The following is an 11,860-nucleotide window of genomic DNA, read 5'->3' on the forward strand; positions in this document are numbered from 1 at the left end:
TAACTTATAAGGATCCGATTATGTTACCTTTAAGAACCCATGTTTAATTGAATGTGTGAACGCCGGGCTAAAATTGACCAGTAACGCCGGAATGAAAATGACCCACCTGCGTTGAATACTCCCTTCGAGAATCTGCCAGCTTTCGGAGAGGAGAATCCATATGTTACGAGGTGGGTCTGTGTTAAGACTACAGGGTTTGCAAGCAGAAGGGAAGAGTTGGCGGAAGAATTGCCCGGGAGACCGGCCACTCCAGGAACACGGTCCGGAAATACCTGGCCAGGGCGTCCCTTTACGAGCATGGCAGACCTCAACCGCCAGGCGCTGGCATGGTGTCAGGAACAGGACCGTCGCATGCATGGCACAATGGGGGAACGCCCCTGCGATCTCATGCGCGATGAGCTGTTGAATCTGCTTCCCACCCCCGGCCGGCTGCAGAAGTTCCTGCGATAGGAAGGCAAGGTCTCCATGGACGGCTCAGTTGGGACGGAATGAGGTATGGCGTGCCGTGGCGATACAGCGGCCGGACGGTCGTGGTTCGCCAGGTAGGCACCAAGATGGAGGTTTGGTCTGAGGGCGAGTGGATTGCGACCCATGAGAAGTCGGACAGATGGGGCGGTCTCGTTCGCCTCCCCAAGCAGTATGAAGGGTTGGCTGCGGTTCAGGGGTGGGTCGCCCCCAAGGCGATTGCGGTCGAGGTCGCAGAAACCGATGTGGAGCAGCGGCCGCTTGAGATCTATGAGCAACTGGCCATGGAGGTGGGGGCATTAACATCTCATTTTAGTACAAGTCGGTATATATGGAAAAGAATGATTAGTTTCCTAAATCATCGCCATCAACAAATCCCCTAAGTCGTACTGAATGCGCACATGATTTTTGCCTATGGTAGTAAAGAGCCGGTATTGCTTTACGGATTTCTCCATATAAATGAAGGTAAAATAAATGATCCTGGGTAAAGCATAGACCAATATGCTTTACATTTGGGTGGAGGTGCTGTATAATGAGTCATGGGGGGATGATTAAAGTGACTGCTGTGGCAAAGATTTCTCCGAAAGGGCAAGTCGTGATTCCTGCGGAGATTCGCCGCGCACTGAATGTTCGAGAAGGTGATAAGGTCATCTTCCAAGTAACCAGCGATGGGAGGGTTGAATTGTCTGCACTCCCAACATTCACTCCCGAATCGGTCATAGGTATATTGCCGTATCACGGCGACATGCCGAGCTTTGAAGAGCTGCGCCGTAAGGCGCGTGAAGAAATGGTTGAAAAACGATTAAAGAAAGGAATGATGAATGATGACACCACGTAAATGGGTTGACACCAACATCATTATTCGGGCGGTGACTGGGCATCCGCCAGAAATGGCGGGAAAATTACCGCCGCTTTTGACACAAGCGGAGCAGGGAGAGTTTGAATTAGTTGTTCCGTCTGTGATTGTGGCAGAATGTGTGTACGTGTTACAAAGCCAGTACTTTAGCTATACGAGACAGCAGATTGCTTACGCATTAAAAGCGTTTTTCAGTCTGCAAGGCGTTGTCCTTGAGGAACAAGCGGTAATCCTGCGAGCCTTATCGGATTACGAACGGACGACAGTTGATTTTCAAGACGCATACCTCGCAGCGAAGTCCCACCTGTCAGGCGAACCCGTCTTGACGTGGAACGTAAAAGACTATAACAAGCTAGGTTCCCTCTATCAGGAGCCATAATCCAACATTCATCTCCATTTATCCCGAACGCAACGCCCCAGCTCAAGCTCCTCTGGACTTTCATAATTTCGGTATTTGAGAAACAGAGGAACCTATGATGGTGGAGCGGGTAAGGCTCTTTGCCTTTATAGGGCGGCACCACCTCACCAAGCCCCACACCACTTTTAGCTCTTGCGTACCACCTTCAATGCGTTAATATGACTGTGTAAGAGCGGATTGAAAACATACCACCGGTTTGTTCTGGGGTGTCTCCGGACAAACTAAAAACGCCCCCACTGGCGGGAACTAGCAAGGGCACTGGACGGTGTAGCATCCGTTCGGGCTGAATCCAGTTTCAACACGGAACTCAAGTGATGATCAGCTCGGTGGCGAGGTGTATTCCGCGGTTTCCATTTGCAGAGAAACACACCGGTAATTTATGCATTGATGGTGCATATTCATACGCCGTGCGAGTGTTTCATTTGTTGCAGTTAAGGGCAGGAATGCGCAAAAAATGCCGTCTGCGTCATTTGGTCGCTGTGAGGGGGAAGTACATATGGGTTCCAATGTAACAGTCCAGGCGTACAATCCCAGTTGGGTTCAGGTGTTTGAACGGATACGCGATTCCATTATTCCAGTTTTAGGGGATATCCTTGTCACTGTAGAACACGTCGGGAGCACATCTGTTCCGGGTCTGGCGGCAAAGCCGATTATTGACTTGGATGCCGTGGTGTACACCCAATCTGATGTTCAGACAGCGATTCAACGGCTTGCTACCATTGGCTACGTTCATGAAGGGGATTTAGGAATTACCGGACGAGAGGCGTTTATTCCTCCCGATGGCACACCTTGTCATCACCTTTACGTGTGCACCGCAGATAACGCCGAGTATAAGCGTCATGTCCTGTTTCGAGATTATTTACGAAGTCATCCGCAGGACGCCAAAAGATACGGTGATTTGAAGATGGAACTCGCTCAACGATTCCCTAATAATCGTGCGGCATATACAAATGGCAAGAACGACTTTGTGAAAGAGATACTGAAACGTGCCGGATTGGAATGACATCCATGAAACGGTGTCTTTGTACAACGGCAAGACCAAGATCGTCTTAATTGGCTTACTGCGTTAACGGGGACAAATACGAAAGAAGCACACTCGCTACAAACTGCATAAATATCGAAAACGCGGTATACCAGCTCGCCGCGTTTTTCTGCATTTTTAAGTTGCGGAAAACAGCAGATTATATCCGGCACTGACACCTGCGGTACAGCAGACGCTCAAGTAGAACTGAACATCTTTTCGTAGAATCATTATCAAAATAATCCAGATGGTGGAATTCGCGCAATTTGCCTAAGCATGAAAAGAACCTAGTCAACTGTGGATCACGGTACTGGTGGATTACGGTGCTTTAATCTCCGGATCTACGATCGTATAATGACGAGACAAGAAACATCGGGCGACGACTGGCACGAAATGTGGACACGGACTCAGATACAAAAGGCGGGAACGGAATGACCTCAAAAAAGGACTCTTAGGTCTATATGCCGAGAACTTGGAGAAAAAGAGAAGATTTTATTCTCGACCACACTTCAAGATCCGGATTACTCGACACCCACTCAAAGATCGACGCCTTGTTTAATGATGGAGCTTGCATCAGACGATCATTCCGGAGGCCGGAGATGTCTCGTCATGCTTGAACGCCTCACTGCTATGCTATGCCACACAGTCCACCTATCCGTTTCGATGATGCGCTCATTGCCGGCTACCTTTTGTTCGATGAATGAGATCGAATCCCTTAGTTCCTCTTCATTGAGATCATGGAGGATCGACCGTCCTGTACGAGCCCGCAAGTCCTCAGCCAATTCATTAAACGATCCGTACCTTCGCCGTGTCTCCCAAAATGTAACCGTCCCAATGGTAGTGAAGCCCACCCGTCGCATCGCCGATGCCACATCTTCCGTTGTCCATCGCCGGGACCGCTCTGCGTCCAGGAGTCTTGGAAACCGTTCGAAGAAATAGCCTCTCACGTGCTGCGGTGAACCAGGCAGGTTTACGTCCTCCGGAGTTCGGTCTTGTATTATCAGCCATCCACCATGGGTCAGTATGCGACGGGCTTCAGATGTGAATGCATCCAGGTCCTTGAGATGATGGATGAGCGCCCTTGCGAAAACGACATCGACGGAACCCTGCGTCAATCCTGTGGCGGCGGCGTCCCCAATTATAAACGACAGCGCAGGGTAATCAGAGGAATGTTCTCTCGCTGCTTCAACCATCACCGAAGATGAGTCGACGCCGATCACGCTGCGTGCGCCCAATTCAATCCATGCACGGGAATATATGCCCCCTCCGCAACCGATATCGGCCACGCGGAGTCCACGCGCATCGAGAAGTGAACGCATGGTATCCCGCCAGCTTGTGTCCGCAATCCGCGACGCATATGTATTCCGGTTTGTCTTGTCGTGAAAATCGATGGGCAAATCGACCACCCTTTCTGATTGCCGTACTCTAAGGAGATCGATGCCTTACACAAAGTATTTTAAAGTATTTTATTATAACTTTCGATCACTATCCGAATGTGGAGTTTGTGATCTTGCATTTCGGTCAGGACTTGCTGAGGGTTCATCATCTTGCGAAACGGATAGCCTGCGGCAAACTGGGTCGACCCTCTGTTACGGAACAGGGCCGTGGCTTTGGCGACCAAGATGTCATAAAGCTGTGGGGCGAAGATCTCCCAGGAGTTCATGCCGCATATCAGTGCCACGGCCGTTTGGGAAGAGGTTTCACGCGTTGGAGCGGCCGAGTGTCAATGGACGAAGTCGTACCCGGCGGATATGTTTGAGCGAGGCCAAACGCCTCCAGACGCCTCTGCCATGGATTTACACGGCGGGAAATAGAATGCTTCTTGACTTGCATGCAAGTATACAATACAATGAAAAGCGGATTTTATAAGATGACAAGTGCGGGATGTTGCATTCCGTTTCGACACGATACAAGGCCATACAAATGGGGAGATGAACGAGATAAAAATTAGCCCGCCTCTGCATGAAGGAAAGAAGACGCTTGCGGAACAGGCGTATGAATCTATTCGCGAGGCGATTTTGACACTGCACTTGGAACCTGGGCAGGATATCTACGAGTCCGAACTCGCCAACATGTTGAACATGAGTCGCACGCCCATCCGCGAAGCCGTACGCTTGTTGGCCATGGAAGACCTGATTGAAATTCTGCCGCAGCGCGGCATGAAGGTCACACACATCTCCGAAAGCAAAGTGGAAGAGACGCGTTTCGTGCGCGAGGTGCTAGAGATTGGTGCTCTGCGCAAGGTGGTGGAGCATTGGGACGAAGATAAACCCGTGTATCAGGTTCTGCACCGGGAACTGCAATTGAATCTGGAAACGCAATGGCAGGCGCAAGCAGAAGAAGACTTTGCGGCGTTTCTGCGGGCAGATGAGGTATTCCATCGGCAATTGTTGCACGCAAGCGGGAACATGACCTTGATTTCCATTGTCACGAAAATGCGGTATCACCTGAACCGCGTGCGAATGTTGACGTTGAATGAACTCAAGAATACAGAGGAATTGATTCGAGAACACGGTGAGTTGTTGGCCGCTATACAGAGCGGAGACACCGCGGCAGCGACGGATATCCTCACACAGCATCTGCGTCGACTCAAGGTGGACATTGATGCTGTAAAACAGCAATATCCCTCGTATTTTTCAGGGTAGGAGTCATAACGCTTGTGATTTCTTGTATACAAGTATTCATGTGTATATGGATATTTATCTTAAGGAGGTGAGGGGAGAAGAGTCTTTCATGTTTGCTTTTGGAATATCTATATTTAGGTAATTGTGGCGGGAAGGAAAGCGCTTTATCTATGGTCAACCCAAATATTGACGTATGGAGGGGTGTTGATGTCTGTTCATGTTTCCTCGAACGAATTGCAACGGGAACAGGGGAGTTCCTTGTATGTTGCACTGGTCACGGGCGTGGCGGCCATCGGCGGATTCTTGTTTGGATACGACCAAGGGGTTATCTCAGGGGCTATTGGATTCTTACAGACACAATTTCACATGAGTTCGGGAGTCACCGGTTTTGTATCGGCGAGCATTCCATTGGGAGCCATGCTGGGTGTGCTGGTGGCAGGGTTTCTCAGTGACCGGGCTGGAAGAAAGCCAGTTCTCCTGTTGGCAGGAGTGCTGTTTGTCATCTCCAGTCTTGGTTGTGCGGCAGCGAATTCAGTCGGGGTGCTGGTGCTTTCACGGTTGATTGGTGGGCTAGGAATTGGTGTAGCTTCCATGGTCTCACCGATGTACATTTCCGAGATTTCTCCGGCGCGCATTCGTGGACGTTTGGTAGGTACCAACCAATTAGGAGTTGTGCTCGGCATCTTGATGGTGTATATTGTCAACGCCCTCATTGCTAATCTCCACACACAGACCTGGGACCAGCTGATAGGGTGGCGTTGGATGTTTGGCATGGGTGCTATACCTGGGATTCTCTTCTTCATCCTTCTCTTTTGGGTGCCAGAAAGTCCCCGTTTTATGGTGCAGCAGGGTCAGAAGGAGCGAGCGTTTACCGTCCTGAGTCGGATTAATGGCATGGCGTTAGCTCACGCCGAGCTGGACAACATCTCGACTTCCCTGGAAGCAGAGAAACAACATGGTGGCCATCTATCCGAGCTGTTCAAGCGTGGGTTACGCGTCGCGCTGCTGGTGGCTGTCGTGCTCGCCGTTATGCAGCAGTTCACCGGTGTTAGTGCGGTGGCATATTATGCGCCAATCATCTTTAGGGACAGCGGCGCAGGGGCCAACGCATCCCTGATTGAAACCGTCTTCATCGGTGCCCTGAAGGTAATCTTCACGGTGGTCTTGATGTTGTTGATAGACCGTGTAGGCCGCCGTAGTCTCTTGTTGATTGGTTCAGCAGCCATGGCTATCTTTTTGATTGCCCTCGGTGTGTCGTTCGCCATGCCGCACATCAGTGTCGGTTTGGTATTAGCTTGCATCTTGCTGCATACCATTGCGTTTGAATTGTCCTGGGGTGGAGGTGTGTGGATCATCATCTCCGAGATTTTCCCCACCCGTATTCGCGGCCGGGCCATGGCCATTGGCTCGTTTGCGTTGTGGGGGGCCACGTACTTGGTGACACAGTTCTTCCCTGTGATGATGCACCACTTTGGGGCGACCGTAACCTTCTGGGTGTTTGCGCTTATGTGCATTCTCATGTTCTTGTTCACGCTACGTTTCCTTCCAGAAACAAAGGGAAAAACGCTGGAGGAAATTCAGGCACACTGGAATTCCTATAGCGACGGCGCACAACTTTCGCTCTAATCTCAGTGCAGGTGCGTTGTAAAGATTATTAGCAACTAGTATACTAGTATATCGTTGAGAGCGTTGCTGGTGGGTGAACGGTCATGGCTGCGGTACTCAACCATACAGCGCTACGCATTTTCCACCAGCAGCGCAACACTTGGATGTAAGAATTTCGATATCCGGAAGAAACGAATTCGGACAATCGAGGTGTAGCAGCATAATCATGGATACCCATGCATTACGTACCATGGTGGGAGATGTTGTGGATAGTGTCCAGGTCACAGACATGCACACGCATCTGTTTGCTCCCGAGTTTGGCTCTCTCTTGCTTTGTGGGGCGGATGAACTACTAACTTTTCACTATTTGATTTCAGAGTCATTTCGCGTGCATCGCAGGCCGTATGCGGACTTCTGGAAACTCTCCAAAGCGGAACAGAGCGCGCAGATTTGGCAAGCGCTGTTCGTGGAAAACAGTCCGCTCAGTGAAGCCGCTTCTGGGGTGATTTCGGTTGCGCGTCGCTTGGGATGTAATCCTGCGGACCTATCGTTGCAGCGTTTGCGTGAGGCACTCCCCAGTGAACCGACACTAGAATACGTGCAAACTATGCTCGACGCTGCTGGCGTGGCGGAAGTGGTAATGACCAACGACCCGTTTGATCCGGCAGAACGCGCTTGTTGGACAGATGGATTCCAATGGGATGCTCGGTTCCTTGCGTCCCTGCGGCTGGACGCCATGATGAACCATTTGGAGCAAGTATGTCCGCTGTTGCAAGCGGACGGCTACGAAGTAGACGGGCAACTTCGCGGCAAGTCATCAACTGAATTGAGACGATTTCTAGCAGCCTGGATTGAGCGCACGCACCCGGTTTATATGGCCTTTTCCGTGGCGGATGACTTCGTCTACCCCGACAATGGGATTCGCGGCCGGATTCTCGACGAGGTGGTGCTGCCGGTATGTCGGGAGTACAAGTTGGCGTTGGCACTGATGGTGGGTGCTCGTCGGCAGGTGAATCCGAAGTTGCAATTGGCGGGTGACAGCGTCGCGTATGCCTCTGTGCGTCCAATTGAGGCGCTTTGTCTCCACCACCCAGACAATCGCTTTTTAGTAACCATGCTGTCCAGGGAGAATCAGCACGAGCTCATTGTGGCCGCAAGAAAATTTCATAACTTAATGATTTTTGGCTGCTGGTGGTTTGTCAACACAGATACCTTAGTGGAGGAAATCACTCGGATGCGACTGGAACTGCTCGGTCCGACATTCATCGCGCAACATTCCGATGCGCGCGTGCTGGAGCAGTTAATCTACAAGTGGGATCGGGCCCGTTCCGTACTCAAGCGGGTGTTGACCGACAAATACGCACGCCTTGCACGGGATGGATGGAACGTTACCCGGGCAGACGTGGAACGCGACGTCGACAAGTTGCTGCGAAAGAACTTCTGGGACTTTGTTCGCTGGTAGATGTCAGCATGCCAAGCACTCTGTCAGACTTAGCCATGGGGTGGCAAGCAGAGGTGAAAGGAACGGAATGCTCAGGTTGAGCCGGGATGGGTTGAAGCAAACCGCGGCCTGGGAACGATCCGGATTCCAGATGCCGGCGTTCGACGTTGCGGCAATGGCAGCCAAAACGAAGGCCGAACCGATCTGGCTGCACGTGGGTGGCGGCAATCTATTCCGCGGTTTGATTGCACCACTGCAGCAGACGCTGTTGGATGCGGGGATTGTGGACCGAGGCATCATTGTGGTGTCGCCCTACGACGCAGAAATTGTGGAAAGAATCTACCGGCCTTGCGACAATTTGGGTGTGCTCGTCTGGCTTCATCCGAATGGCCGCCAAGAGCGGCGGGTGATTGCCAGTGTGGCGGAGAGCTTGGTTGGAGATCCGGGCGCGGCACAGGATTGGCAGCGGCTGCAAGAAATCGTTACGGCACCGTCGTTGCGCTGGGTAAGTTTGACCATTACCGAGAAAGGCTATCGCCTCACCGACCTGGCTGGTGCCTGGCTGCCTGACGTAGAGCAGGATCTGAAACAAGGGCCCCGTCAGCCGCGCCACACCATGTCCAAGTTGACGGCACTCGCCTACGCGCGGTATCGGGCGGGAAGGTTGCCCATTGCATGGATCAGCATGGACAACTTCTCCGGCAATGGTGACCGGCTACGGGCGTCGGTCACCGCCATTGCCCGCCAATGGGCCGAGCGGGGCTGGGTGGAGCCCGGATTTCTCGATTACTTGGACGATCCGGCCGAAGTGTCTTTTCCCTGGACGATGGTTGACAAGATTACACCCAGCCCCTCGCCCGACGTGCAGGCTGCACTGACGGCTGCTGGCGTGGCTGGGATGGATATCCTCCGCACACGCAAAAACACGGCCATTGCCCCCTTTGTCAACGCCGAGGTGCCGCAGTATCTGGTGGTGGAAGACCACTTTCCGAATGGGCGTCCGCCGCTTGAGCGGGCGGCGGGAGTGTGGTTTACGGATCGGGAGACGGTGGCGAAGGTCGAGCGCATGAAGGTCACCACCTGCTTGAACCCGCTGCACACCGCTCTGGCGGTGTTTGGCTGCCTGCTTGGCTACACGTCCATCGCCGCCGCAGTTCAGGACGAAGCATTGCGGCAATTGCTGGCTTGCATCGGTTACCGTGAGGGCATTCCGGTAGTCACGGACCCGGGCATCATCCAACCGCAGGCGTTCTTGCAGGAGGTCTTAGAGCAACGGCTTCCGAATCCTTACATCCCTGATACCCCCCAGCGCATTGCGACGGATACCTCGCAGAAAATGGCGATTCGTTTTGGAGAGACACTAAAAGCCTATCACGCCCGGCCGGATTTGGATGTGCGGACGCTCCGCGGCATTCCGCTTGTGATTGCAGGCTGGTTGCGGTATTTGCTCGGTGTGGACGACGAGGGTGAGCCCATGGCGCTTAGTCCGGATCCGATGCTGGATACGCTCACCACGCATTTGCAGGGCGTGGAATTGGGGCATCCGGACAGGTACAGCGGACAACTGCGGGCGATTCTACAAAACCATCAGTTGTTTGGCGTGAATTTGTACGAGATTCGCTTGGGGGAGCGCATTGAGCAGGATTTCCTCGCGCTCATTGCCGGCCGACACGCTGTGCGAGCGACGTTAACACGGAGGTTTGGTTCTTCCAGGTGACGTGAGTCGACGGGAGGGGAACGGAGCAGTCATGAAGATGACGTTTCGGTGGTTCGGGGAACGAGATGACACGGTCAGGTTGGAACAGATTCGGCAGATTCCGGGCATCAGCGGCATCGTTGGGGCCCTCTATGACGTACCGGTGGGCGAGGTGTGGCCCCTGGACAAAATTTGGTCGTTGAAGCGTCGGGCGGACCGGGCCGGGCTGGAACTGGAAGTGATAGAGAGCGTCAACGTGCACGAGGACATCAAACTGGGCGCACCAACGCGTGACCGGTACATCCAGAACTACCAACAGACGATTCGGAATCTGGCGCAAGCCGGTATCAAAGTCATCTGTTACAACTTCATGCCGGTGTTTGACTGGCTGCGTACCGACCTGGCGAAAAGACTGGCGGATGGTTCGGAAGTGCTGGACTACGACCACAGCCAGGTGGAGAATATCGGTCCGGACGACCTGGTGCAGGAAATGGTGCGAAACGCTAACGGCTTCATCTTGCCCGGATGGGAGTTGGACCGACTGCAGGCACTCGAACGTGTCCTTGAACAATACCAAGAGGTAGACGAGGAGCAGTTGTTCGACAACCTCCAATACTTTCTCGAACGGATCATTCCGGTGTGCGAAGAAGTCGGCGTGAAAATGGCCATTCACCCGGATGACCCGCCCTGGTCCGTATTTGGTCTGCCGCGGATTGTGACGTGCCGGGAGAACCTGGAGCGGATTGTGCGGATGGTGGACAGCCCCTGCAACGGCCTGACTCTCTGCAGTGGGGCTCTCGGTGTGAACCCAGACAATGACATTCCTGCGATGGTACGGCATTTTGGCGGGATGAACCGGATTCACTTCGCGCACGTGCGCAACGTCAAGATTGTCGGGGAAAAATCGTTTCACGAAGCGTCCCATCTGTCCTCGGACGGCTCCCTGGACCTATTTGAAATTCTGAAAGCCTATTATGACATTGGCTTTGACGGATACATGCGGCCGGATCACGGGCGTATGATTTGGGGAGAAAAAGGGCGGCCTGGCTACGGGTTGTATGACCGAGCGTTGGGCATTGCTTACCTCAATGGCTTGTGGGAGGCGATTGGGAAAATGGCCGCGCCGTCTCCTGCGACGACAGCGGGCAGGAAGTAAGGTGTCTCCACGTGGCCGATGTAATCCCCTTCGGGGGAACCAAGTTGGGCCAAGATCCGTTCGGTCCATACACCTCGCCACCGTGCGCAGTGAAGGGATACAAGAAGCCGGCGAGAACCGCCTTCTCCACCGGCTTTTTGCATACCCATCAATGACTTGCTCTCGTTTGGATGTCAAAGTTCGCTTTCCTACTAGAAGATTATCGGATCCAGTGCCATCCTCTGGCTATCGCCTGGGTCGATGCCACATGCGAATAGCCTTTGATTCGAAATCGATTTTCCCTATGACTGTTCCAACCAAACAGACCCTGGTTGCCTATACTTATGGTGGAGAACGATGTACCTCCTGACGAGAGTGCCGATGGAGCGATTCGGACGCGGCCATACGAAGTTACCAGTGCAATAGGATGCATCTGATTTCCAGCAGCGTTAATAGGTTGACCATTCGCTTCATCTTGGCTGAATTGTACCGTCCCTGTGTTGGCGAGGGGATAGAGCTGCCCATTTAGGCCAGAAGGATCCTCGCTTATCCATTCCGCGGAGGTCCCGATACCGGCAGCATAATCGCTGCTTAGGTTC

9 protein-coding genes and 1 pseudogene are annotated in these 11,860 nt (G+C 52.9%); 9 read left to right on the plus strand and 1 reads right to left on the minus strand.

Features of this window, described 5'->3' with window-relative positions; genetic code table 11:
• Window positions 1–160: 160 nt before the first annotated feature.
• The 4 genes and pseudogenes from ASH01S_RS19740 to ASH01S_RS16170 all read left to right on the plus strand — a co-directional run.
• A pseudogene (locus ASH01S_RS19740) lies at window positions 161–767 on the plus strand (Mu transposase domain-containing protein); the annotation flags it as partial.
• 230 nt (window positions 768–997) lie between these two features.
• Window positions 998–1,303, plus strand: a complete 306-nt coding sequence (locus tag ASH01S_RS16160) for an AbrB/MazE/SpoVT family DNA-binding domain-containing protein (protein ID WP_245629127.1) — start codon at window positions 998–1,000, stop codon at window positions 1,301–1,303.
• Complete coding sequence (locus ASH01S_RS16165; protein WP_067929478.1) at window positions 1,290–1,700, plus strand: type II toxin-antitoxin system VapC family toxin; 411 nt, start codon at window positions 1,290–1,292, stop codon at window positions 1,698–1,700. The genes ASH01S_RS16160 and ASH01S_RS16165 overlap by 14 nt, the downstream gene beginning before the upstream one ends.
• 535 nt (window positions 1,701–2,235) lie before the next feature.
• Window positions 2,236–2,742: a GrpB family protein gene (locus tag ASH01S_RS16170; RefSeq protein WP_067929479.1), complete on the plus strand. Its 507-nt coding sequence runs from the start codon at window positions 2,236–2,238 to the stop codon at window positions 2,740–2,742.
• Window positions 2,743–3,341: 599 nt separating this feature from the next.
• On the opposite strand, the gene ASH01S_RS16175 is transcribed toward ASH01S_RS16170, so the two are convergent.
• Window positions 3,342–4,166, minus strand: a complete 825-nt coding sequence (locus ASH01S_RS16175; RefSeq protein WP_281178239.1) for a class I SAM-dependent methyltransferase — start codon at window positions 4,164–4,166, stop codon at window positions 3,342–3,344.
• A gap of 525 nt (window positions 4,167–4,691) precedes the next feature.
• Between ASH01S_RS16175 and ASH01S_RS16185 the strand changes: the two genes are divergently transcribed.
• The 5 genes from ASH01S_RS16185 (at window position 4,692) to uxuA (ending at window position 11,282) form a co-directional block, all read left to right on the plus strand.
• Window positions 4,692–5,405 (plus strand): GntR family transcriptional regulator, encoded by a 714-nt coding sequence (locus ASH01S_RS16185; RefSeq protein ID WP_067929482.1) that lies wholly within the window; start codon window positions 4,692–4,694, stop codon window positions 5,403–5,405.
• A gap of 186 nt (window positions 5,406–5,591) precedes the next feature.
• On the plus strand, window positions 5,592–7,010 hold the full coding sequence (locus ASH01S_RS16190; protein ID WP_067929483.1) for a sugar porter family MFS transporter: 1,419 nt from the start codon (window positions 5,592–5,594) through the stop codon (window positions 7,008–7,010).
• A gap of 244 nt (window positions 7,011–7,254) precedes the next feature.
• On the plus strand, window positions 7,255–8,451 hold the full coding sequence (locus tag ASH01S_RS16195; RefSeq protein ID WP_245629128.1) for a glucuronate isomerase: 1,197 nt from the start codon (window positions 7,255–7,257) through the stop codon (window positions 8,449–8,451).
• A 67-nt stretch (window positions 8,452–8,518) separates the two neighbouring features.
• On the plus strand, window positions 8,519–10,147 hold the full coding sequence (locus ASH01S_RS16200; RefSeq protein WP_067929485.1) for a mannitol dehydrogenase family protein: 1,629 nt from the start codon (window positions 8,519–8,521) through the stop codon (window positions 10,145–10,147).
• Between the two features lie 31 nt (window positions 10,148–10,178).
• Entirely contained in the window at window positions 10,179–11,282 is a 1,104-nt protein-coding gene (uxuA, locus tag ASH01S_RS16205; protein WP_067929486.1) for a mannonate dehydratase, read from the plus strand.
• Window positions 11,283–11,860 lie beyond the last annotated feature (578 nt).

Source organism: Alicyclobacillus shizuokensis NBRC 103103, assembly GCF_001552255.1.
Classification (GTDB): domain Bacteria; phylum Bacillota; class Bacilli; order Alicyclobacillales; family Alicyclobacillaceae; genus Alicyclobacillus_G; species Alicyclobacillus_G shizuokensis.

Excerpts from the sequence above, each read along its gene's own strand:
- ASH01S_RS16190 (WP_067929483.1), top strand. The coding sequence starts at position 5,592 with ATGTCTGTTCATGTTTCCTCGAACGAATTGCAACGGGAACAGGGGAGT.
- ASH01S_RS16170 (WP_067929479.1), top strand. The coding sequence starts at position 2,236 with ATGGGTTCCAATGTAACAGTCCAGGCGTACAATCCCAGTTGGGTTCAG.
- ASH01S_RS16160 (WP_245629127.1), top strand. The coding sequence starts at position 998 with ATGAGTCATGGGGGGATGATTAAAGTGACTGCTGTGGCAAAGATTTCT.
- ASH01S_RS16185 (WP_067929482.1), top strand. The coding sequence starts at position 4,692 with ATGAACGAGATAAAAATTAGCCCGCCTCTGCATGAAGGAAAGAAGACG.
- ASH01S_RS16165 (WP_067929478.1), top strand. The coding sequence starts at position 1,290 with ATGACACCACGTAAATGGGTTGACACCAACATCATTATTCGGGCGGTG.
- ASH01S_RS16200 (WP_067929485.1), top strand. The coding sequence starts at position 8,519 with ATGCTCAGGTTGAGCCGGGATGGGTTGAAGCAAACCGCGGCCTGGGAA.
- uxuA (WP_067929486.1), top strand. The coding sequence starts at position 10,179 with ATGAAGATGACGTTTCGGTGGTTCGGGGAACGAGATGACACGGTCAGG.